This is a genomic window from Paenibacillus sp. WC2504, from assembly GCF_052682475.1.
Genome location: NZ_JBQZFH010000001.1, coordinates 7,391,393 through 7,415,032, shown reverse-complemented (window position 1 = coordinate 7,415,032; position 23,640 = coordinate 7,391,393). Strand labels below are relative to the sequence as shown.

The 23,640-nt window shown below is 48.8% G+C and carries 21 protein-coding genes; 13 read left to right on the top strand and 8 right to left on the bottom strand.

From position 1 onward, the window contains the following. Window positions 1-2 precede the first annotated feature (2 nt). From ACUN27_RS33800 to ACUN27_RS33780, 5 genes are all read left to right on the top strand, one after another. Complete coding sequence (locus ACUN27_RS33800; protein WP_315955782.1) at window positions 3-617, top strand: RraA family protein; 615 nt, start codon at window positions 3-5, stop codon at window positions 615-617. Window positions 618-645: 28 nt separating this feature from the next. Further along, a complete protein-coding gene (locus ACUN27_RS33795; protein ID WP_445560363.1) occupies window positions 646-1,980 on the top strand; it encodes an LLM class flavin-dependent oxidoreductase in 1,335 nt (444 codons plus the stop codon). Between the two features lie 140 nt (window positions 1,981-2,120). Beyond that, window positions 2,121-3,104 carry an ABC transporter substrate-binding protein gene (locus ACUN27_RS33790; protein WP_445560362.1) on the top strand — a complete coding sequence of 328 codons (984 nt, stop codon included), beginning with the start codon at window positions 2,121-2,123 and terminating at the stop codon, window positions 3,102-3,104. A 79-nt stretch (window positions 3,105-3,183) separates the two neighbouring features. Then, entirely contained in the window at window positions 3,184-4,215 is a 1,032-nt protein-coding gene (locus ACUN27_RS33785; protein WP_445560361.1) for a FecCD family ABC transporter permease, read from the top strand. Further along, window positions 4,212-5,252 carry a FecCD family ABC transporter permease gene (locus tag ACUN27_RS33780; protein ID WP_445560360.1) on the top strand — a complete coding sequence of 347 codons (1,041 nt, stop codon included), beginning with the start codon at window positions 4,212-4,214 and terminating at the stop codon, window positions 5,250-5,252. Before ACUN27_RS33785 ends, ACUN27_RS33780 begins: the two co-directional genes overlap by 4 nt. A gap of 97 nt (window positions 5,253-5,349) precedes the next feature. Here ACUN27_RS33780 and ACUN27_RS33775 read toward each other — a convergent pair whose 3' ends face one another. The 7 genes from ACUN27_RS33775 to ACUN27_RS33745 all read right to left on the bottom strand — a co-directional run bounded on the left by ACUN27_RS33775 (window position 5,350) and on the right by ACUN27_RS33745 (window position 13,836). Beyond that, on the bottom strand, window positions 5,350-5,652 hold the full coding sequence (locus ACUN27_RS33775) for a hypothetical protein (RefSeq protein WP_326060740.1): 303 nt from the start codon (window positions 5,650-5,652) through the stop codon (window positions 5,350-5,352). A gap of 116 nt (window positions 5,653-5,768) precedes the next feature. Beyond that, entirely contained in the window at window positions 5,769-7,190 is a 1,422-nt protein-coding gene (locus ACUN27_RS33770; protein WP_445560359.1) for a sulfatase-like hydrolase/transferase, read from the bottom strand. A gap of 19 nt (window positions 7,191-7,209) precedes the next feature. Then, the gene (locus ACUN27_RS33765) at window positions 7,210-8,745 is read right to left on the bottom strand and encodes an extracellular solute-binding protein (RefSeq protein WP_315955789.1); all 1,536 of its coding nucleotides are present in this window, start codon (window positions 8,743-8,745) and stop codon (window positions 7,210-7,212) included. A 44-nt stretch (window positions 8,746-8,789) separates the two neighbouring features. Next, window positions 8,790-9,656, bottom strand: a complete 867-nt coding sequence (locus ACUN27_RS33760) for a carbohydrate ABC transporter permease (RefSeq protein WP_315955790.1) — start codon at window positions 9,654-9,656, stop codon at window positions 8,790-8,792. A gap of 11 nt (window positions 9,657-9,667) precedes the next feature. Next, a complete protein-coding gene (locus tag ACUN27_RS33755; protein WP_445560358.1) occupies window positions 9,668-10,618 on the bottom strand; it encodes an ABC transporter permease in 951 nt (316 codons plus the stop codon). A 153-nt stretch (window positions 10,619-10,771) separates the two neighbouring features. Next, a complete protein-coding gene (locus ACUN27_RS33750; RefSeq protein WP_315955792.1) occupies window positions 10,772-13,069 on the bottom strand; it encodes a helix-turn-helix domain-containing protein in 2,298 nt (765 codons plus the stop codon). Between the two features lie 206 nt (window positions 13,070-13,275). Then, window positions 13,276-13,836 carry a hypothetical protein gene (locus ACUN27_RS33745; RefSeq protein ID WP_326060735.1) on the bottom strand — a complete coding sequence of 187 codons (561 nt, stop codon included), beginning with the start codon at window positions 13,834-13,836 and terminating at the stop codon, window positions 13,276-13,278. Between the two features lie 164 nt (window positions 13,837-14,000). On the opposite strand from ACUN27_RS33745, the gene ACUN27_RS33740 reads away from it, so the two are divergent. The 4 genes from ACUN27_RS33740 (at window position 14,001) to ACUN27_RS33725 (ending at window position 16,013) form a co-directional block, all read left to right on the top strand. Then, window positions 14,001-14,297 carry a hypothetical protein gene (locus ACUN27_RS33740; RefSeq protein ID WP_157323947.1) on the top strand — a complete coding sequence of 99 codons (297 nt, stop codon included), beginning with the start codon at window positions 14,001-14,003 and terminating at the stop codon, window positions 14,295-14,297. Further along, complete coding sequence (locus ACUN27_RS33735) at window positions 14,291-14,926, top strand: HAD hydrolase-like protein (RefSeq protein WP_315955794.1); 636 nt, start codon at window positions 14,291-14,293, stop codon at window positions 14,924-14,926. The genes ACUN27_RS33740 and ACUN27_RS33735 overlap by 7 nt, the downstream gene beginning before the upstream one ends. A 188-nt stretch (window positions 14,927-15,114) precedes the next feature. Continuing rightward, the gene (lspA, locus tag ACUN27_RS33730) at window positions 15,115-15,585 is read left to right on the top strand and encodes a signal peptidase II (protein ID WP_315955795.1); all 471 of its coding nucleotides are present in this window, start codon (window positions 15,115-15,117) and stop codon (window positions 15,583-15,585) included. A gap of 98 nt (window positions 15,586-15,683) precedes the next feature. Further along, window positions 15,684-16,013: a hypothetical protein gene (locus tag ACUN27_RS33725; protein ID WP_315955796.1), complete on the top strand. Its 330-nt coding sequence runs from the start codon at window positions 15,684-15,686 to the stop codon at window positions 16,011-16,013. A 63-nt stretch (window positions 16,014-16,076) separates the two neighbouring features. On the opposite strand, the gene ACUN27_RS33720 is transcribed toward ACUN27_RS33725, so the two are convergent. Next, window positions 16,077-18,224, bottom strand: coding sequence for a DNA topoisomerase III (locus ACUN27_RS33720; protein WP_445560357.1), 2,148 nt, complete (start codon window positions 18,222-18,224; stop codon window positions 16,077-16,079). 182 nt (window positions 18,225-18,406) lie between these two features. On the opposite strand from ACUN27_RS33720, the gene ACUN27_RS33715 reads away from it, so the two are divergent. The 4 genes from ACUN27_RS33715 (at window position 18,407) to ACUN27_RS33700 (ending at window position 23,638) form a co-directional block, all read left to right on the top strand. Then, complete coding sequence (locus tag ACUN27_RS33715; RefSeq protein ID WP_326060733.1) at window positions 18,407-20,008, top strand: sensor domain-containing diguanylate cyclase; 1,602 nt, start codon at window positions 18,407-18,409, stop codon at window positions 20,006-20,008. Between the two features lie 775 nt (window positions 20,009-20,783). Then, the gene (locus ACUN27_RS33710; protein ID WP_445560356.1) at window positions 20,784-21,815 is read left to right on the top strand and encodes a hypothetical protein; all 1,032 of its coding nucleotides are present in this window, start codon (window positions 20,784-20,786) and stop codon (window positions 21,813-21,815) included. A 13-nt stretch (window positions 21,816-21,828) separates the two neighbouring features. Next, window positions 21,829-22,458 carry a DUF4129 domain-containing protein gene (locus ACUN27_RS33705; protein ID WP_445560355.1) on the top strand — a complete coding sequence of 210 codons (630 nt, stop codon included), beginning with the start codon at window positions 21,829-21,831 and terminating at the stop codon, window positions 22,456-22,458. Then, on the top strand, window positions 22,439-23,638 hold the full coding sequence (locus ACUN27_RS33700) for a DUF4350 domain-containing protein (protein WP_445560354.1): 1,200 nt from the start codon (window positions 22,439-22,441) through the stop codon (window positions 23,636-23,638). Before ACUN27_RS33705 ends, ACUN27_RS33700 begins: the two co-directional genes overlap by 20 nt. Window positions 23,639-23,640 lie beyond the last annotated feature (2 nt).

The following is a 23,640-nucleotide window of genomic DNA, read 5'->3' as shown; positions in this document are numbered from 1 at the left end:
GTATGTTTCGTATTGAACCAAGGGTACAAGGCGTAACGCCTGAACTTCTGGATCTGTATAAAGACATTAGCCCCTCTACGATCGGTCATATGACAGACTTCGGCTTTCTGCACGGCGCTCAGCCGCTGTTCAGGCCGATTCGGCTGCTGGGGAACGCTGTAACGGTGCGTACACCGCATATTGACTCCAGCGCCATTACTAAGGCTATGGAGTTGGTGCAGCCCGGGGATGTGCTCGTGATTGACATGTCCGGTGATGAGCAGCGTGCTTGTTGGGGAGAATTCAGAACCTATGCGGCGATAGCCAAAAAGGTTGCCGGTGTCATTGTTTCCGGCTGCGCTGCGGATGTTCGCGCGATTACGGGGCTCGGCTTTCCCGTGTACTCCAAGGGAATCAGCGCGCTCACCACGCGGACGCTGAAGCTGGAGGGCAAGGTCAATACGCCTGTTAGCGTATTTGGGGTAAGCATTCAGCCCGGCGACTTGATCGTGGGGGATGATGACGGTGTTTTCGTTATCAATCCGAGCGAAGCGACGGAAATCGGCTTGAAGGCTTTGGAGAAACAGCAGAAAGAAGAGCAGAGGAGAAAAGAATACGGCTACGTCCTGCCGGTATAGGTAAATTCCAGTATATGAGGTGATAGGAGTGAACGAACCGAAGAAACAGCTGCATTTGAACTTGTTTATTTTGAGCACAGGCCATCATGAAGCCTCATGGCGGCATCCGGATGCGCAGCCGCAGCTGGCGACAAGTCTGGACTACTACCAGCAGCTGGCCAAAACCGCCGAGCGCGGCAAAATGGATTCTATCTTTTTAGCTGAAAAATACAGGTTAACCCCGTTAATTAAATATCGGGTCATTCCTCAGCTTGAAGCGTTCACGCTGCTATCGGCGATAGCGGCCGTGACCGAGCATATCGGACTGACGGCAACAGCCTCGACTACCTACAATGAGCCGTACCATATTGCGAGGAAATTCGCTTCTCTCGATCACATTAGCGGAGGTCGGACGGGATGGAATATTGTGACCTCGACAGGGGATGCAACTGCGCATAATTTTAGCAAGGAGCACCATTTGGAGCATAAAGTTCGCTATGAACGCGGCAAGGAATTCGTGGAGGTTGTTAAACGGTTGTGGGCTGGTTGGTCAGAAAACTCACTGCTGGTTGATAAGCAGTCAGGCATCTATGCCGATGTCAGCCGGATTAAGGGCGCTGAGTTTGCCGGTGAATTTTTCTCTGTAAAAGGGGCCTTGAATATCCCGCGTTCTCCGCAAACGCACCCTGTCCTGGTGCAGGCCGGTTCATCCGAGGATGGCAAGCAGTTTGCTGCCGAGTTGGCGGAAGTGATTTTTACGGCGCAGAACACGATGGAGGAAGCGATTGCCTTTTATACCGATGTGAAAAGCAGATTGAAGCAGTTTGGGCGCTCCGAGAATAAATTGAAAATATTGCCAGGGTTTATCCCCTTTGTCGGGGACACGGAAGCGGAAGCTAAGGCTAAAGAGAGAGAGCTGAATAAGCTGGCTGTTTCGGAATATGGCATTCGGAGCTTATCGGATCTGCTCAAAATCAATTTGTTTCAGTATCCGCTGGACGGTCCGGTGCCGCTCGAGGATCTTCCATCCATAGACGAGATACAAGGGCAAAAAGCTCGGTTCCAACTATACGTCGATCTGGCACGCCGGGAAAACCTGACGATTCGTGAGCTTATTATTCGGACAGCCGGGGGCAGGGGGCATTTTACTTTTGCAGGAACCGCTGTGCAGATTGCAGACGAAATGGAGCGTTGGTTGGTGAACGGGGCGGCAGACGGGTTTAATTTGATGCCTGCGCTCTTGCCAGGGGGTTTGGATGATTTTGTGAATAAAGTGATTCCCGAGCTTCAGAAAAGAGGTATTTATCGCACGGAATATACAGGTTCCACGTTGAGAGAGCATTTAGGTTTAACGCTTGAACATGAACTGGTAACACGTAGTTAGGTTTGGAAGTACGGGGATGATTGTCAGAAAAGTCCAAAAAAGTTGTCGCGAATGTCCATTTTCATTGCCAAGCACTTCCGTATAATAAGAATGAGAATCAATATCATTTATCGAATATATATGTAGGGGGATCAACAAAAATGGTAAGGCAAAAAAAAGCAACACTAGTACTGGCTGCAATGCTTTCAATGGTAACTGTATTTACAGGCTGCCAGCCTAAGCAGGAAGCGGCTCCGGCAGCCGCACAGACGCAAGCGCCGGCACAGGCGACTGCGGACGCGAATAGCGTCAGAGTGATTAAGCACGCGATGGGTACGACGGAAATCAAAGGTACGCCTAAAAAAGTCGTGACTTTGTTCCAAGGGGCGACAGACGCTGCTTTGGCTTTAGGTGTGAAACCGGTTGGAGCGGTTGAGGCGTGGATTGAGCAGCCTTGGTACAACTATATCAAGGACAAAATGGACGGCGTTACGAACCTGGGGTCGGAAAATCAGCCGAACCTAGAGAAATTGGTTGCTCTGCAGCCGGACCTTATTATCGGAAGTAAATTCCGTGATGAAAAAATTTATGAGCAATTAAAAGCTATTGCACCGACGGTGATGACGGAAGACGTTTATTTCTGGAAAGACTCATTGAAATTGACAGCTGAAGCGACGAATACGAAGGATGCTGAAACTAAATTTTTGGCTGACTGGAATAAAAAAGTAACGGATTTTAAAGCGAAAATGGGAGATAAGTTGAAACTGGAAGCCGGTATCGTTGACTTCCGTGTGGATCATGCCCGTATCGTGTACACAGGGTTCTCGGCATCTGTTTTAGAGGAACTCGGTATCACACGCCCAGCTAACCAACGCGGCAAAGAGTGGGGCATTCAGCTGCAATCCAAAGAAAATATCACACAGATGGATGCAGACATCATTTTTGACCAAACGGCAAATCGTACGGATGGACGCTTGGAGTTAAGAAAAGCTTGGAGTGACTCCCCGCTATGGAAAAATTTGAGAGCTGTTAAAGCAAATAAAGTATTCGAAGTGAATGCAGCAACGTGGAATAACGGTTCCGGCCCGTTAGCAGCATCTCTAATAATTGATGATCTTTATAAATTCTATGGTGTGACGAAATAATTGGAAATTTGAGGCTGTTGACCTTTATGTCAACGGCCTTCCCTTAATTTTACAGTAAATGTATATGAGGAGGATCCCTGTGAGACCATTATTGCACCAGACACCTTATAAAGCGCTGGGTTTGGTGTTTGGGATAATTATTTTTGTATTATCCTTTGTACTAAGTGTTGTGCTTGGTTCATCGCATACAAGCATTGCTTCGGTTGTACAGTCGTTGATTCATTACGATGTGAAATCGAACGAACAAGTGATCATTCGAACGACCCGGATTCCCCGGGCTCTATTCGCTACAATGGTTGGAGGGAACTTAGCCATTGCAGGTGCGCTCATGCAGGCGCTGACACGGAATCCTTTAGCGTCCCCAAGTATTTTTGGCATTAATGCAGGGGCCGTTTCTTTTGTCGTCATCGCGATTACATTTCTACCGCTTACATCAATTGACCAATTGATATGGGTTGCCTTCGCTGGGGCAGGTATTGCTGCTTTCGCTGTATATTTCCTCGGTTCTCTTGGGCGAGAGGGACTGACGCCGATTAAAATTGTATTGGCCGGTTCCGCGATGACCGCTCTATTCAGTTCGTTTACGCAAGGGATGTTGGTCGTTCGTGAGGCTACTTTACAGAATGTCATGTTTTGGTTAGCAGGGGCTGTGGCGGGCAAAAACCTGGATACGCTGATTCCGGTGCTGCCTTATATGTTAGTTGCCGCCGTTACAGCGCTGGTGATGGCCCATCCTGTTAACATTCTTGCTTCGGGTGACGATGTTGCCAAAGGTTTGGGCCAGAAGCTTGGGTTAGTTAAAGTGACGGTAGCCATAACCGTGATCCTGTTAGCAGGCAGCTCGGTGGCTGTCGCCGGTTCGATCGGTTTCGTCGGTCTTGTGATTCCGCATATTGCCCGGTTTGTTGTTGGCCTCGATTATCGTTGGGTGATTCCATATTGTGCTGTTTTGGGGGCTATTTTGCTTCTTTTGGCTGATTTGGTTGCCCGGTTTGTCATTATGCCCGGAGAGGTACCGCTTGGTGTTATGACCGCTTTGATCGGCGTGCCTTTTTTCATCTATACCGCTAGAAAAGGGCTGCGTTCGAAAGGAGGGACGTCATCGTCATGAGTCGGTTAATCGTGTATCGAAGTAAGACCGGCAGGTTTTCTTTTCTTTTTCACGGGAGGACACTCCTTGTTATATCCGGTCTGACATTGCTGACAATCGTGATGTTCTTAATTAGTACAGGGCTTGGCAGCAATTTCATAACACCGCAGGATGTGTTGAAAACGATTTTTGGACAAAGCACCCCGCAGCACGAACTGGTGATCGGAACGCTGAGGCTTCCACGGATTATAGTAGCGATCCTAGTGGGCGCTTCGCTAGGTGTTGCTGGATCGATTCTTCAAGGAATAATCCGTAATCCTCTTGCCTCACCTGATATTATTGGTGTAACTGGAGGGGGCACATTAGCGGCAGTTACGTTCATTACTTATTTTGCAGGTACTTTCAGCATCCATTGGTTGCCTGTAGCTGCTTTTGTGGGGGCTGCCTTCGTGTCCCTTATCATTTATTTATTGGCTTGGCATAAAGGAATTACCCCTACGAGGCTCGTTCTAATCGGGATCGGAATTTCGGCAGCGACCAGTTCATTAACGATGTTAATGATCGTGCTTAGCCCGATGAATTCAGCGACTAAAGCATATACCTGGCTGACTGGGAGCGTCTACGGCGCTTCTTGGGACAACGTGTATACCTTGCTGCCTTGGGTCATTGTGTTCATTCCATTGGCGCTCTATTTTGCCAGACATATTAACTTGCAGGAGATGGGAGATGATCTGGCTGCAGGGCTGGGGGCTACCGTTCAGCTGCATCGCTTCTTTTTGTTGTTCATCAGCGTGGCGCTGGCGGGTTCGGCCGTGGCAGTTGCCGGCGCGATTGGCTTCGTAGGATTAATTGCGCCGCATATTGCCAAAAAGCTGGTCGCTCCCTCCTATGGGGGATTAATTCCCGTATCAGCGCTTATTGGAAGCCTGATGGTCTTGATCTCCGATACCGTGGCAAGAACGGCGTTTCCTCCGTTGGATATTCCGGCCGGCGTGTTTACCGCAGCCATTGGCGCTCCGTTTTTTATTTTTCTGCTGTATCGGAATCGGAATCGGTGAAGCAGCCGAACAAAAGGGAACGGACACAGGGGATTCCCTGAATCCATTCCCTTTTTAGGCGATAGGATGCTGCGCACCACGAGTCCTCGGCACGTACTCAGCACGCAGGTGGCTGCGCTTGGAGCGTATTGCGGCTGCAATCGATATACATCGGGTAAACAACTTCCCGTTTTTGTACGGAAGACAAGGGCAGTGGCATTGTCTCCTCATAGGCTCCGAAATCTGCAAGCCCTTCAAATACCTCAATGACCTTAGAGGACTTTTCACTGCTTTCATTCCCAAGTTGATTCTGATAGGAGAACCTCATCGCTTTGTCCTTTATGAGCACATCTACAAACATGCAGAACATGATACCTACAACGAACACACCCATTATAATGAATTCCAAATCTCTCATCATGGTTGTCCTCCTATGAATCATTTTTCATAGGTTAACGTACTTTGGATAAAATGTCGCTCGAATGGCGGTGTCGTATTCTAGCTTATTTTAACGACACGGCTCAATAGCCCTGTGCCTTACTCAAAATAGGCTTTTTTCCCCTTTCCATGAACGCCGGCCAAGCCGATTTGCCCGAATCCGGTTACACCTTCACGGGCGCCGTCAATCATCGGATCGACGTAGCGGGCAAACCAGGCTTCCAATTCTCCTCTCATCGCGACGCTCTGCTCTTGCGTTCCGGGGAGGTCGATCAGATTATGCCTTTCATCAGGATCCTCGGCCAAATTGTATAGCTCATGCGGGCCATAAGGGTAGCGGTGCACATATTTCCAGTCGGTCGTCCGAATCATCCGCACAGGGCCGTACTCGTCATAAATGACAACCTGCTCACGCATAGGAGCCGATTCGCCCAGGAGGAGGGAGTGGAAGCTTGATCCAGGAAGCTTAGTGGTATTCGGTTGCTCACAGCCCACATAAGCAAGCAGCGTAGGCATAAAATCGTACCCGCTTACGAGATTATCGCAAACTTGCCCTTGGGGAATGATGCCTGGCTGGCTAAAAATAGCCGGTACTTTGACGGAAGTATCGAACATGTTCTGCGGGAACGTACCGTTTCCTTTTCCCCATATGCCATGATGGCCGCAGTTGAAGCCGTTGTCTCCCATATAAATAAGCAGGGTATCCTTGCGAATGTCCATGCTGTCCAGCTTATCTACGATACGGCCGATATTCGTATCCATGGCGGTCACAGCGGCAAAGTAACCTTTCAAATTCTCCCGTTGATCATCCGACCATGGCGCTGTTTTGATCGACCATGGATGCTTGGGCTCCTGCGGACAAGTTTCGAACTCGCAGCTATCGTAAGAATCGACAATGTCCTGCGGATGATTATCGATCCATGGACTGTGAGGCGCCGTGTAGTGGACGCTTAAGTAGAACGGCTTGCTGCCGTCCTGCCGATCTAAGAAGGAGAGCGCATCGTCCGTGATGACGTCGGTCAAATAGCCAGGCTCATTCACCAGTTCGCCGTCGCGAATCATCGGGGCATGGTAATAATTGCTGCCGCCGCTTTGGTGCACATACCAGTGCGTGAACCCTTTTTGCGGTGTGATGCTGTCTCCCAAATGCCATTTGCCGCTTAGCCCGCAAACGTAACCGGCGTCAGCCAACACATCGGTGTACGCCGTCTGCCCCTGCAAATACTGGATGGCGGATTGGCCCACATTGCCATCCCTGATCCAATCGTGTACACCGTGCTGGGACGGAATGCGCCCTGTCATCAGCGAAGCACGTGCCGGCGAGCAGACCGGCGAGGTGCAGAAAAAGCTGGAGAACCTCATCCCTTGGTCTGCAATGCGATCCAGATGAGGTGTGCGGATCTCGTGATTGCCTGCACATCCCATAGCCCACGCCCCGTGGTCGTCCGATAGGATGACCACAATGTTAGGCTGCTCATTTCGGCTTGCTTGCGTCGAACCCTGCTTTTGATCGGTACTCATCGTCGTTCATTCGCCTCCATCACTTATTTTTTTGTGCCAAATAAGCTTTATTGACAGCTTCCAGCACCTTGTCTCCGCCTTGTTCCCGCCACTTCTTGGACAGTTCGGTTAGCCCGCTGTCGATATCCTTCTTGCCCGTAATCATATCCAAATAATATTGATTGGCCAGTTCATTAATGACACTGCCTCGTTCAATTTCTTCCGGCGTTGTCGTGTTGACCAAATTCGTAACCAAATATTTGGAGGCAATCTCTACGGATTGTTTAGCCCTGTCCGCTTGAGGCTCGGTTTGAGGCAAGTAGGTTTCTGTCAGTGGCCAAACGACACTACCCCAGGCAAGTGGATGAGACCATCCGTTCGAAGCAAAGTTATCTTTTGCCCGTTCTTCTTCATTATAAGTAATTTTATCGCCTTGTTTGGTATAATGGACGCCTTCGATTCCTAGCTCCAGCAAATCCCGGCCCTCTTTGGAGAGCATAAATTCAATGAATTTAGCTGCTTTTTCCGGATTTTTCGCACTTTTCGTAATAGCCGTGAACAAGCCGCTCTTCGGGGCCTGCGCCAAACCCCGCTTTCCTTCCGGACCTGCAGGCGGAGCCATGAATCCAAGCTTGCCGTTAGGGTTCACTTTTTGCAAACTTGTTTCCAGTCGATTCACATGGCGGTACAGAGCCGGGGCCATGAATCCGACCTTGCTTTGATAAAACTTCTGCTCGCGCTGCTGCGTGTCGTTGAGCAAAAATTCGGGATCGATTAGCTTCTCGCTCCACAATTTGTGAATATACTGAACGCCTTGCTTAAATGCGGGATGTTCAAAAATGGGAATGACCTTCCCACCGTTATCTAGCGCCCAATCCGAGTAAGGCAAACCATAGGCAAAAAATACAAAGTTAAAGGAACTGTTAAACCCCGTACTCTTAACTCCCGTTAGGCCATAGGTGTCCGCTTTGCCGTTTTTGTCCGGATCTTGCGTAGCAATGGCTTTCATGGTTTGATAAAAGTCATCCAGTGTCTCGGGCGGTTTCAGCCCAAGCGTTTCCAGCCAGTCCGCCCGGTAGGCAAGCGCTTGATTGGAGCGATCGAGTTCGACGAATGGATATCCATAATACTTTCCGTCAACAGCCGTTCCCTTGAAATTGGCCTCAATTTTCGCTTTCGCGGTCGGCATAACGGGGAAATAGTCGTTAAGCGGGACTAGCAACCCCTCACTGATCCATTGGCTCACGGAAGCCGAAGGATAGTTAATCGTTACGACATCCGGCATATCGCCCGAAGCCATGGCTACGCTGATTTTCTCATATCCGCCCTCTGGAACGGTTCTGACCTCGAGATCAATACCTAGTCGCTTGTTAATTTCAGCAATAATTCGGTCCCCGGGTTGAATCGACTTAGCGGCCGCATCGCCCGATGTCAGAAACACCAGCTTCGTGGGCTGCCCGTTTTTTGCGCTGTTCTCCGCCAGGTTCGCATTGTCCGTTTTAGTAGAACAACCTGCCGTTGTTAATGCAAGTATTGAAGCTAATGCAAAACTTACCCATTTTGTTGGCAATTGCATGCTTGTTCCTCCTCATTTTCCTATACTTCAAATTACGATTCTTGCTACTCCTTAACTGCTCCAAGCGTAACCCCTTGTACGAAATAACGTTGAAAGAATGGATAGATAAGAATAACGGGAATCACGGATATCATAATCGTCGCCATTTTGACGGATGGACCGAGCAGGAAAGGGCTGTCCCCTCCCGATTGGAAAGCGGCCTCGTTATCAATCAGCATGGAGCGCAGGAAGAGCTGTAGAGGCCATATCTTTTTATCTGTAATGTACATGACCGCCGTGAAAAATTCGTTCCACCTGGAAACCGAGTAGAAGAGGGCGATCGTCGCCAGCGCCGGCATGGAAAGGGGGATGACCACCCTTAGCAAAATGCCGAAATCATTACATCCGTCCAGCTTGGCGGACTCTTCCAAGCTTTCCGGTATGGAGCTGAAAAAGCTGCGCATGATGATCAGGTTGTAGGTTGTAATGGCTGTTGGAACCATCATGGCCCATACAGTGTTCATCATGCCAAGCTGCTTAATAACCAAGTAAGTCGGAATAATGCCACCACTGAACATCATCGTAAAAATGATCAAGAACATGACCGTTCTGCCGCCGGGAAGCTGCTTTTTTGAGAGGGCATAGGCGGCCATTGTCGTTGCGATCATGCTGATGATTGTCCCCAGGACGGTAATGAAAATACTGATCCCGTAAGATGTCCATAGCTGCTCCAGACTGAGCATGTATTGATAAGCCTCGAATGTCACGCTCTTTGGAATTAGATGCAAACTCGAAGTCACGCTCTCTTGCATCGGTGTAATCGAGACAATCAGCGAATCCCAGAACGGATATATCGTTAGTAACGCTAATAGAGCAAGGATCACGTAATTGAGCGAATCGAAGATTTTGCTCCCTAAGCTGCTGTTAGGCATAGCTGTCCCTCCTAATACACACCCTGCTCACCGAGCGCTCTGGACAACCAGTTGGCGACGATAAGCAGCGTGAAGTTGATAGCAGATTTGAACAGACCGACTGCGGCAGCCAGGCTGTAGCGCCCTTCGGTGAGCCCGATGCGGTAAACATAAGTGTCGATGATGTCGGCTACGCGATAAACGCCAGGATGATACAAAACAAATATTTGCTCAAATCCTGCCTCCATTAAGCTGCCAATCCGCAGGATGAACAAGATGATAATCGTACCGCGGATGCCAGGCAGCGTAATGTGCCAGATTCGCCGCCACCGATTCGCCCCGTCCATCACGGCGGCTTCATACAGCTGCGGATTTAGTCCAGCCAGAGCGGCCATGTAAATGATCGTATTCCATCCGAACTCCTTCCAGATCATCGAACCTACCAACGTGCTGCGAAAAATACGCTCATCGGTTAAGAATCCGATCGGTTCTCCGGATAGCGAACGGACGGCATTGTTAACGGCGCCCTGATCTGTAGAAAGCAAGCTGATCAAGAGTCCGCCCATAATGACCCAGGAAATAAAGTGAGGCAAGTAGATGATGGTTTGAACTTTCCGTTTGAACATGATTTTACGGGCTTCATTAAGTAGAATAGCGACGATAAGCGGCAGCGGGAACCCAAAGATGAGTCTGTACAAGCTGATTACGATCGTATTCCAAAAGACTTGCCAAAATTTTTCCAACTCGAATAAATACGTGAAATGCTGGAATCCGACCCATGGGCTGCCCATAATGCCCTTGGTGATGCTGAACTGCTTGAAAGCAATAAGCGCCCCGTACATCGGTACATAATGAAACACCGTATAATAGACAAGCGCAGGCAACAACATGGCATACAAATAACGGTTGGCCAGAAAACGTTTCCAAAAAGTCGTTTTACGAAGCTGACGTTTGCGTGTAATTGTCGTCATTGGCACTGACATAGCTTTTTTCCCCCTCTCTTCTCCTGCATTTGTGACTGCACTTTCATCATAAGAAGGAGGGGGAGGTCGGGCAAGAATCAATACCGTTATATGGATTCAATTTTCGATTTTGATTAGGTATCAGATTTTCATTTTAGTATCAATTGTTGCTTTTTACCCCTTAATGCGCTGCACAGATCGCTGATTCCGATATTCGGAAGGCGTTAAACCGCAGTATTTTTTAAATGTACGTATCAAATTTTGTTTCTGCCCGAATCCGGTTGCTTCTGCAATTTCGTTTATTGTTAAATACGTTTGTTCAAGCAAATGGCAAGCTTCGTTGTAGCGTGTTTCAGTCAAATAGTCGAGGAAATTTTTCCCGGTCACTTCTTTGAACAATTTGGACACGTACTGGCTGTTCATCAAGGCCATATCCGCAAGCGTCTGCAAGCTGATCGGCTCACGGTAATTCCGCTTGGTATACTCGACCAGCTTCTCGACGACGTCTTGATGCTTGATCTCCCGCTTTCCTTCCAGCCTTTCAGCGATGTCACGTATAACGAGATCGAGGTCGACGCGCACTTGCTCCAGGCTGTTCTTTTTGCTGAATGCCAAAATCAAGTCTGGACTGCCGTCTTCTTCGCCTCCGCATAGCTCGATACGAACGGTCATGAGCGCATGAAGAAGCTGAGTCAACATAATATCCTTGTAAGGAAAGCCCACGAGCTCATCGCTCGCAAGCCGCTCGATCAGCTCGTCCTTGAGCTGCAGCGCCTTATCCGTGTTCCACGTTTTGAGTTCATGGATCAGCTTGTCCACAAGCTGCCTGCAGGCGGTGAAGCGACTTCGGTCCACATGGTTGGACTGATAGTCTGAAATGCTTAGAATGCTGCCTTTGCCGGCAATGCGCTCGTACAGCAAAGCATCCAAAGCTTCGTTATACGAGAGGGAGATCTCGCTTAACTTTTCATATTTCCCGCCGATGCCAACTGTAACTGCCGTTCCGTGCAGCTCGTCAGCCACCCGGTTGCGCAACCGAATCGCCAGCTCCTTCGCATAATGGTAGGCGGATTGAGGGCCTCCCCAATGACCGGCGTTCATAATAAGCACATCACGGCTGTGGAACTGGCTGACGTACAGCCCTTTCCCACAAGCTGCGATGAGCTCCTCACAGATGGCGCGTACCTGAAAATGCAGTAAGTTTAGCGCCTGCTCCTCAGGCCCTGCCGGAATATCGGCACCCACATGAATGCGAAGTACAAGCACAATGAAATGAGTGTGATCTAAATCCAGCTCATAGTACTGCATTTGGCGCATCAACTCGTTGTCATTCGTCTTGCCCGACAGCAGGCTGAGTACAACGTGATCCCGAATGACGAGTTCTTGACCGCGAAATTTTTCTTTAAATGCTTCTTTTTCGACATAAAGCCGATTGACCGAATCGCCGATGTAGCTGAACTCATCTCTGTCGTGCATTTTGGAGAATGGCTTGTCCAGCAGCGTTGAAATCATGTGCACCGTTCTTCTTACAGGCTTGTAATACCTGATGGATACGATAATCATCATCAGCATTCCCAGGGAAAAAGCGATATAGGAAATCAGGAGCGTCACGCGGATGACCTCGTGAGATCTCTTAAAGACTTCGGCTGACGGATTCAAAGTCAAATAAATCCAGCCGTTGGCATCCGAGGTCAGAAAGGAAACAAGGGTATCCTGTCCGTTGATCTTCTCCGTGAACGAGCCTTCCTTCTCGCGCTGGATCCGCTGGATGTCGGCTTGATTAAACCGGCTAAGCAGCATGCTTTTATCCTTATACGAGAGCACTTCGCCTTCCTGGTTTAAGATAGCCATATTCCCTAGCTTGCGGTTATTCGAATTGACGACAGCACTGTACAGCACATCCTCTTTCAAGTTCATAAGGATCGCGCCTTGCTTCTGAATGCCCCAGATGGGAACGGAGAAAAGGAACGTCATGACGTTGACGGAATGATCGCCTTCTTCCAGATGTACCGCTTGCCAATCGTAGATATGTTTGCTTTCCATAAATTGCTGCACCCCTTGCTTGTATGAAAACTGCTGCAAGTCGGTGATGCCGGAGGAGGAGATCAACTTTTGATTTTGGGCGCTGTACAAATAGATGGAGTCCAGGTACGTGGAGGAATTGATCCGTTCGGTGATGAGATCTTCGGTATTTTTCAAAAATCGGTACTCCTCCTCCAAATCCCATGAAAGCCATACCGCTTTCTGTAGATCGGAGTGCAGGGCGAGCGAAGCCGCTGATTGCTTCACTTCTCCAAGTGCCTGCTCGACCATTTTCCTCGATTGCCCGAGCAATTCCTGATTATGGAGGAGCACTTCTTCTCGCAGCATCGAATCTGTATATCGGTAAACGAGTGTACCGACCAAAAGTGTAATCAACACGACGGCAATGGTTAAATGCAGCAAAAGACGTATAAAAATAGTTCGTTTCATAGTTTCCCCCTAGAACGCCGGACTTTTGCCTCTATTTTATGTAAGCGCTTTATAAAAAAGTAATTCGAAGCGACTAAGCAACAAGAAGCAGTATATCTATGAAGGATACCACAAAATTTATCGGCATAGATGTTTAGCAGCATTAAAAATAAGACAACCCTCAGGAGATCTGAGTAATTTCAGACCTTGAGGGTTGTTATGTCTTACTATTTGACAGTTTGGGGGGAGCTTTCACTGCTAGAAGTACTTGAAAGCGTTGCGTCTGGATCCAGTTTGGACTCTTCACGCAGCAGATAGCCGAAAAACAGGATGTAGTAGGAGACGATGATGAAGAATACGCCGGCTGTCACCGGATCTTTTGTAAATTGTGTCGGATCAGCGGGATTCATGCTGGATGCATTCGGAGAAAGCGCGATGAAAGCTACACGATAAATAATCCGGCTGAGAAATAGCACGAGAACAGCAATCTCAATCCATAGATGAGTGCGGTAATACCAGCCGTCGGCCCGGTGCTCGAAGCGGGTGTGGCGAATGGCGGTAAGCCCTAGTCCCGCGCCGGCAGCAAGGCCGATTAAATAGCCGATGAAATGGATCGGATGAACGAAGCCCAGCAGGAAAATGGCGATTCCCAGGATGCTGAACAGCGTGAGCCGGAATTTGAGCCGGCCCTTAGCAAGCTTTTGAAAGCCAATGGTGCGTTTAGTTCGACGATAGATGAAAAAACAAATTAAAACGGCAGGGATGGCGTAATGCATCCAATCTTGCATGGGTGTTCCTCCAATCGGATTTGTAACATTTCCTCATTGTAGCAAATTTAGGCAGCTTGTCATGAGAAATCTTATTCCGTTTACAAAAAACTGTCATACACTTAATAGTAGTGCTATAAACTTACTATTACACACAAAATGCGCCGCAAGGAGTTGACATGCATATGGCTCTAATCACTCACGTTAATGTATGTAATGCAGATGATGAAATTTACTGCTGTCTAAGGAATAAAATTGTTAAGCTAGATGCCAATCAACAGAAACACTTCTGTCAGGGATGTAAAATGTTTGCTGGAAATGCAGACGACTATGGGCGTGGGGTATCCTGTGTGTGGGAAGATCTTCGCATCGTCAGCAATCCGCATATCGCCAAAGATCCGCTTGAGGAGTTCGCGAATAATCAAATCAAAGAAGTGCCGACTGAGGGGCCGGCCCTGTTTCTATATACAACTGAATGGTAAAACATATCCTATTTGATTTTGATGGGACACTTGTCGATTCCAGGGCTTTGCTTGTTAAGTTGTACAATGAAATAGCGGGACAGCATCAGTTTCGCAAGATTCGCGAACAGGATCTTGCGCTTCTCCGAACACTTTCAATTGCGGAGCGGGTTGATCGGTTAGGCGTGCCGGCCCTGCAGATTCCTAAGCTTATTATCGCCGGAAGACAGATGTATCAAGAAAACATTCGCACGCTTCACGTGGTGCCGGGAATGAAGGAAATCATAGCCAGGTTATCTTCCCATGGGCTGAAAAGCTCCATACTCTCTTCCAATTCGGAGGCAAACATTCGTACATTTCTGAAAAATAACAAGATGGAAGGCTCCTTTAAGGAAGTGATCTCGGCTAAACTTCTTTTCGGCAAGCACCATGCCATACGCAAAGTCATGAAGCAGTGGGGCACAACGCCCGGGCGAATGATTTATGTTGGAGACGAATTAAGGGATATCGAGGCCTGTAAAAAGTTAGGTGTGCCGATCGTCGCCGTTACATGGGGGTATGACGCCCCGCGACTGCTGCTTCGAGGACAACCGGATTATTTGGTAAACACCCCCGGGGAGCTGTTGAGAACACTTTTGACATTAGCATGATGGAGAGCGTGAAGATTACATGCAGAATGCTCCGTGTGTAGCTGCCTAAGCGTGACTGAGGCGGCTATTTGCGTTGCTAATGGAAGACTATGGGACAGAAGGGAGACCGAGGCCGCAAGATTCGCAGTAGAGGCTATTCATCATGTAAAATGGTGAGGAGGTTGTAATTTCAAAATAGGGGGAGTGTTATGCTATTTTATATTGTCTTTTTTGTCGTAACGGCTATTGATCAGATTTCAAAGGTTTGGATTCGTACGATGCTGAAAGTGGGAGAATCCATGCCATTCTATAAGGACATTATTTCATTTACGCATTATCAAAATACGGGAGCAGCAGGCAGTTCGCTGCAGGGTTGGGCGCGTTACCTCGGCATTTTTGCTGTCATTATTGTCATAGCGATCTTCTACTACAGGAAGAAAGGACGTCTTCAAGGCGTTCTGCTGCAATGCGGAGCAGCGTTGTTTGCAGGCGGAGCGATAGGTAATGCGATTGAACGACTGCTGTTCGGAAAAGTGACGGATTTCATCGTCTTCCGTTCGGGGAACGGTATCATGAATGTGGCGGACTTGGCCATTAATTTAGGTGTCGTATGTTTTGCGTTGGACATGTTTTTCTCACTGCGGCGAAGAGGTTTTCGCAAAGAAAAAACCGCTTCATAGGACCGGGACTAATTTACTATAAAATATAGATCAAAAGAACTATTTGTGGTATCCTATTCTACGACAGTGTGGATGATGTTAGACTGGGAGATGGTCGTATGAATCTGGAGAGACAAGCTTTGATCGATGATTTTTTTGTGATGATCCGTAAGTTGAACAAAACGGGCGCTGACATTATACATGTGAGGGATTTCTTCTGGAAATCTTCCGAAATGCGCGGCTTCATCCCTCCGACAGTTGAATTTATGACAGTGCTCAAAACATATAATGCTGTTTTATTTCATGAATTCCGCAAATCACTTGTCCCAAATACAAGTATGCATATATTAGCGAATGTACACATGGAAGCGGGAGAGGCACTGATTAGTCTAGGCATTACGAGCTTAGAGGAACTGCAGTTGGCGGTAAAAGGAAAAATATTGAGTTAGCCTACAGAAAAAAACCAAGCAAGGACGAAAGTCTCTGCTTGGTTTTTTCATGCTTGCTCTAGGCTAGTCTTCCTTATTCTGCTGAAGTGCGGCAAGCAGCTTGTCAGCGAGCGAGTTCCCGACACTCGTTTGATCGGAATATTTCTCGATGAGTTGACGATTGGCTTTGGCAGAGGCACGACGGCCGCCGCCGGAAGCCTCATTATCAATCTTCTCCACCACATTGCAGGGGCGGCATTGGAAATACTTGCCGGATTTCCCAGTGTGGATCTCCATTTTTTTATGACACTGCGGACAACGGTGGTTCGTCAACTGGCCGTCCGCTTCCCGTTTGTAAGAGCATTCCCGGCTGGAGCAAACGAGATAACGCCCGCGTTTCCCCTTAACTTCCTGAAGGAATTCCCCGCAGTCCGGACATTTGCTGCCTGTTAAGTTATGCGGTTTATACGCCGCGTCGCTTTTCTTAACCTCATTAACTAATTCCACAGCTTTTGTCCGAATGCCGCTTAGAAATTGCTCCATGCTTCCTTTGCCTTTGGCAATGCGTTCGAGCTCAAGCTCCCAGCGTGCCGTCAGCTCAGGAGAACGAAGCTCTTCCGAAGCGAGCTCAATGAGTTGTTTGCCCTTGCCCGTCGGAATGAGCTGGGAACCTTGCCGCTCGATGGTGTCGGACGATACGAGCTTCTCTATAATATCCGCGCGAGTTGCCGGCGTGCCGAGCCCCCATTTCTCCATCTGCGATAGCAAAGAAGCTTCATTATATCGGCCAGGAGGTTTGGTCTGGCGGTTCAACTGGTGAGCCTGTTTGACCGTCACGGTGTCTTTCTCTCTGGCTTGCGGCAGCAGCTGAGACGCATCGTCATCCGTATCTGATTCTTCCCGTTCAGGATCAGTAAAATCGTTCGAGCCGTAAACTTCTTTCCAGCCGGCTTGTTTGACGACTTTCCCTGAAGCATACAGCTTCTCACCGGCAATTTCGACGGTCAGTTTCGTTTCATCATAGCGGCAAGGGCCATAGAACAAGGCTATGAATCTGCGTACGATCAGATCATAAAGTCGGCGCTCATCTGCGCTTAGCGTTGCGAGCGAGATGGCTTCGCCGGTCGGTATGATCGCATGGTGATCGGATACCTTGCTATCGTCGACGATGCGCTTTGTGATGGTTAGCGGCTTGCGCAATAATGGAGCGGCAAGTGGCGCATAGGGACCAATTGCTGCGCCTTTGAGTCTGCCTGCCAACGTCGGAGCCATATCGGAAGTCAGATATCGTGAATCCGTCCGAGGATAGGTCACGATTTTGTATTGTTCATACAAACGTTGCAGCACGTTGGACGTCTGTTTCGCCGAAAAGCCGAACTTGCGGTTGGCGTCGCGCTGAAGCTCCGTCAAATCGTAAGCAAGCGGATGAGGAATTTGCTTTTCGGTTTGTTGAATCTGAGCGATGCGGCCATTTTGGCCTTGCAGCTTCGCTTTCAACGCGTCCGCGCGCTCTCGGTCGAAAATACGCGAGTCGCCTGTTTTGGGGTCTCGCCACGCCGCGCGGAAAGAGCCCAAATCGGCTTCGATCAACCAATAGTCGACAGACCGGAAATCCCGGATTTCCGTCTCGCGGTTGATCATCATGGCCAGTGTGGGCGTCTGCACACGCCCAGCGGACAAGGACGCGCCGAACTTGCTGGTCAGCGCGCGCGTCACATTCAGGCCGATCAGCCAATCGGCCTCGGAACGGCAGACGGCTGCTTGATACAGCCGGTTGTAGTCCGTGCCAGGCTTCAGCTGCGCGAAGCCTTCGCGAATTGCCTGATCCGTCTGCGACGAGATCCAAAGCCGTTTGAACGGCTTCTTCCAGCGGATCAGCTCCATAATCCAACGGGCGACGAGTTCCCCTTCGCGCCCGGCGTCTGTTGCGATCACCAGCTCGGCGAGATCCCCGCGCCGGCTCAGCTGCTCGATGCCGCGAAATTGATGCGACGTTTCTTTCATGACCTTGAGCTTCATACGCTCGGGGAGGATAGGCAGATCTTCCAGGTTCCAGGTTTTGTACTTGGGATCGTAGTCATCAGGCTCAGCGAGAGTAACCAAGTGGCCTAAGGCCCAGGTGACAACGTATTTGGGGCCTTCATAATGATGTTTTTGCTTCTGATTGCAGCCGAGAACGCGGGCAATTTCTTTGGCGACGCTCGGTTTTTCTGTGAGCACAAGAATTTTCATAGAATAATAACCTCATTTCGTATTACAAATTAGCATAAGCGATTGAAGTTTTCTTTTCAAACATGAGCGGATATGGAGAAAAGTCCCTGGTGAAAATTGTCGAATAAGCATATATTCTGCCTGTTTTTGTCTTGATTTCAAGGTATAATAAACGTATGAGAAAGAAAGGGGCTGAGACCAGAATGGGACGCAAATTTGCTTATTTCTCCAGTCAATCCTTGAAAATGAGGTTTCAAATGTGGATTGGCGTCGCTATTCTGGCTTTAGCATTTTCCATTATTGTGCCATTTTATTGGATAGAAAAGAAGAACCGAATCGGGGAAGCGGAAAATCAGCTCAAACAGATGATTACCCTGCAAAGCTTGTATATTGAGAAATGGAATCAGGAAAAACTGGATGCCGTCGAGCGGTTTGCGCTTTCGGATTATGCCAAATTTCATCAGTTGGAACAATTAAAAGGGGAATTTCATAACTATACACGCCTTAATTCGGAATTTGATACTCTGAATTTCGTAGAGCCGAATGGGATTATCTACACGAGCAGCGACACAGCTATTTATGTAGGGGACCGGCCGTTTTTTAAGAATGCGCTTGAGAATAGGAGTTTCATATCGGGGGTCGACATTTCGCGAGAGACCGGCAAACCGATCATTACCTTTTCAGCCCCGGTGCTTGGCAATCTGAATGAATTTAAAGGTGTTGTGATGGGGGTTGTGACCCTGGACATGCTTAACAATCTAATGAAACAGCTGCGTTTTGGCGAAACAGGTGAGGTCTATGTCTTAGATGCCAAAGGCCAAGTTGTGACGGCGTCAGGCCATTCAAGCATGAGCGAGGCGAACAACAATGTCTTCATGTCATCCGAAATCATTGAAAGAGCGAAAAGCGGCACTACGTCAAGCAAGATCTATACCGGCTTTCATGGTGAAAAGGTCTTCGGTCAATACCAGTGGTCCACGGGGAAAAATTGGATTGTCGTAGGTGAAATCACGCAAAAAGAGGTTTTTCAGAAATTAAATCAGCTGAGTTTGACGATTATTATTATTTCCCTCATTGCTTTCATTCTTAGCGTCCTTGCAGCTATCACGATAGCGTCCCGCATCGAGCGACCTATTCGCTATTTGCTCCGAGCCACCCAACACATTCGTAATGGAACTTACCATTATCAGATTGACGCAGACGAAATCAGAAACGCTCCGATTGAGCTCAAAACGCTGGTTAACACGTTTAATCTGATGTCGGACAAGTTGAATACGACTATTACGCTGCTTGAGAAATCCGCGCTGGTCGATCAATTGACCGATATTCCTAATCGCCGATATGTCATGTCCGAAGGGAATGAAGAATTGAAGGCATGTATCGCAGCGGGCTATACGTGCTCGGTGATGATGATGGATATCGATCATTTCAAAAAAGTGAACGATACCTACGGGCATTTGGTAGGCGACCGCGTTCTTCAACAGGTAGCTTCTTTGTTGAAACAGCTGGCAAGCAGCCAGATCATCGTGGCCCGTTATGGCGGTGAGGAATTTATTTTAGTGTGCCTCCGCCAAAATGCGCAGGACAGTGAATTATTAGCCGAGCGCATTCGGCAATGCATTGCAGCGAAGCCGTATTCTGATGAGCAGGTAACGGTACAGTTAACGGCGAGTATCGGCGTAGCTGAATTTTCGCCCAAGCTGGAGTTTGGCACGATGGTGCTTGAAGATATGATCTCTAGAGCAGATCATGCGCTATATCGCGCAAAATCGGCGGGACGAAACCGGGTGGAGCTAGATCGATGAGAAATCATGGATCTGGCTTTTTTTGTTTTGGGGGGAGGGGAACTACAGGGCGCTATTGGACCTGAAACAGCCAATTTAGTTGAGGAAGGGAACTGTGGTCCGTTATTTCGTCGCGATGACCGCAAATCAGGGCAATTCGGGTGAAATAAGGCCCTGTAGTTCTCTCAAATGAAGCAACTATGCGGTTTGTCTCTAAGGAACTAGCTGAAGAACTGAAAGAGAGACTTGCATGTAAGTAAAGCCGATTACGCCCGCTAATTATAGAAATTGAACCACTTTTACCCGATTATCTGCATTTTCTACCTCTAATATCAGAAAAACTGCCCAATTTCGCACAACAACCGGCGAGTTAGATGGAGGTTCTCCAGTTATGTTCGTTTTTGCCCCAGAGTAGCGCAGATTAGCTGCAGGTTTTCCATCTATTTCAGCTGAAATTTGCCAATGGAGACTCACCGTAGAAGCTTCCTAGCTGAAGTAGCTGAATTACTTATGATTAACGCCGATTACTCCCTCTACTTCCCGCTATTGATCCATATTTGACCATGTAATTATCCGAGTAGTTGCGTGCAACGCCAGCGAACGGAGTTCCACGATTGTAGTATCGCAACTACAGGATCAGGGGATAGCGCGGCTTTATTCTTTTGTGCCCGTGGTCCCCGCGCAATCCGAGGCGAACTGCTTTTTCATACAATTTAGTGGTCAGAATTTTGCAGGATTAGTGTATAATAGTCAGGGAGTTAAAGAATTACCAACATTTGGGGGGTTATAGGTAACCATGCAAAATGCAAGCGTACGACCAATGGGAATTGGAAGATTGTTAGACCGCAGTTTCCAGTTATATCGAAAACACTTCATCGTATTAACATTCATCATGCTAATTTTATACGGCCCTTTTTATCTGCTGCAGCACTTGCTGACTTTTCAAGAAACGGCGGTAACTTCGGGGTCTTTTATTGAACAAATTCGTAATGGCGGTTCGCTGCAGGATATGTTCGGACCGAACTCTGCGTTCCTGCAAAACGATCCTGCTTTGCGTGATGAGGGTTACCTGTGGAAAATGCTCGTATTCGTGCTCGTGTTAATCCTGATTATGTTTTTAGGTCTTATGCCAGCTTCAATCGCATCGGTTGTTCATCTTGTAAAAGCTAATTTCGATGGGGAAGAGACGCCGGGGTTAGGGCAATTATTAAAAAAATCATTCACTCGTTTTTGGCCGATGGCAGGCAGTACGTTCTTATTCGGACTCATTATGTTTGGGTTTTATATGGGAATAGCTGTTATTATGATTGTTTTTGCTATCATTTTTGCCGTTGGCGGCAGCTTCTCAAGCTCGGTAGGCGGGTTTGGTGGCGGTGCGCTAGCGTTTACCATTGTGTTTTTTGCCATTCTTGGACTGGGGGCGCTATTCACGTTTGCTTATTTTATGATTCGCTGGAGTTACTATCTACCTTATGTAGCTTTGGGAGAAGAATCAATTGGCATTGGCCGAAGCTGGAGGTTGTCGCGTAAAAGTTTTTGGCGTTTATTTGGCATGTACATCGTACTCAGCATTATTTTGTACTTGTTTCTAGCCGTTGTTCAGATCGTGATTGCCGCTATTTTCGGGTTGGGGCTAGGGGCGCAGCTGCTGCAAAGCTTGATTTCCATTCTGGTTATGTCGCTGTGGTTCCTGCCGTATGTGGTCAGTTTCTTTGACCAGCGGGTACGAAATGAGGGATTGGGCTTAGAGTCTATGATCGATAGTACAATCTCAGACGCTTCAGCCCATTATATGCCTATTGATTTGGATAAAAAGAATGAGTTATAGGTTCGTAATTTCTTTGCAGGATGACAAAGAACAATTGCTGCAAATCCTGAAACAGGATGAATACACAGCCTATGAAGTCAAAAAGAATGGTTCGCTGTTGACATGGCTGGAACCCATTCTTCAGAAAATACGGAGCTGGCTGCCTCATTTTGAGGTATCTGAATCGGTGACAGACTGGTTGACTATAGTGGTAGCTATTCTGTTGTTGGGTATTGCGGCTTTTGCGATCTACTGGTTCCTGAAACAAATTGTGTGGCAAAAGCGGGTCCGTTCGGAAACGTTTTTACCGCAAGGTGAAGTAAGCCGGTCGTACCGCTATTACTGGCAGCAAGCATCGGAGCTTAAGGGAGTAGGCGATTGGAGAGAGGGAGTGCGCTCCGTCTTTCTGTCGTTTCTGTTTTATATGGAAGATGCGCGTCTAATTCGTGTTGAAAAATGGAAAACAAACTGGGAATATGCAGATGAGCTAAGAGGCACAGCCTCATCGTTAATTCCTTTGTTCCAGGAGAGCTCGCTGCTTTTTGAACGAGTCTGGTACGGCAAAGAAGCCGTAACAGAGCAGCAGTTTTCTTGGTTGTATGAGCAGGTAGCCAGGGTTATCGCCAGGAAGGAGGTAACCGGGGATGACGAAAGGGCTGAATAAGCTCCATGTGGGACTAGCTGTCAGCATTGTGCTGTTTTTTGCTCTGGGGTACTGGCTCGCGAAGCCGAAGCTGCCGGATTTACCTCCTTATCTATCCTTTTCAGCAGATGTAGATGGTACTAAGGCTTGGAAAGAACTGCTTGCCACTAAGCAGACTGCTGTTAAGGAGTGGAGACTGGACTGGAAGCATTTGCCTAGCGGTACATCGATGCTGCTAGTCGCTGTACAGCCGTCCGCCGTGACGAAATCGGATCGGGAGCATCTCTTGAAATGGGTGCAGGCGGGGAATGATGCGATTATTTTTGATCGCGAACCTCAAGGCTGGGCGTCTTGGGAGACGGTTCGAGTGGACGGTGGGGCGCAGGAGACACGGGGGAAGTTGGGTGAGCAAGAGAAGCAAGAGAAGCAAGAGAAGCAAGAGCAAAAAGCGAAGGTTGCCTCAACGATTCGCGTTTCGCCGGATTATATGTCAGCGGAAGGGACGCTGACGGGTAAAGTCGAAACCTCTTATCGGCTACAGCCTGGGGGCAGCGGGCTTGCGCTGTTCGAAGATGAGCGCGGCGTGCTCGCCAGCCGCGTGCAGGAAGGGGCGGGCAGCATTACGATGGTGCTGACCCCGACGTGGATGCAGAATGGGACAATTGATGAGGCGTCCCATTTCGAATTAATCTGGCCGCTGTTCGCGAAGTCCTGGGACGCCGTGTGGGTCGACGAGACCCATCACGGCTACGGGACGAAGCCCGGACTGCTGGCCGTGTATCCCGCGTGGCTCGTGCTGGCAAGCGCGCAGCTTGGTCTTGCGCTACTGCTGTGGCTCTGGCTGCGCGGCAAGCGCTTCGGCCCCGTCCACACGCCCCGGGCGTGGACGGTCCGTCGCGGCGACGAAGGCGTGCACGCCGTCGCCGCTTGGTACGAGCGCCTCGGCTACAGGCGCGAGGCGCTGGCGCAGCAGCAGCTGTTCCTGCGGCAGCTGCTGTATCAGCGCTGGGGGCTTAGCCCCAGCGCTAGTGCTTTGCAGGCCGCGGAAGCTGCGCGCGGCCGCATGTCGGAGGCGCAGGCGGCGCAGCTTGTGCGCCTGCTGGCGGAGCCGCCGGCAGAGAGCGGCGGCGTGAGCACCACAGCGTTCGTGCAGCGAACGCGGGAGATGGGCGAAATGATCGCCTACTTGAAGAAGGAGTGAGC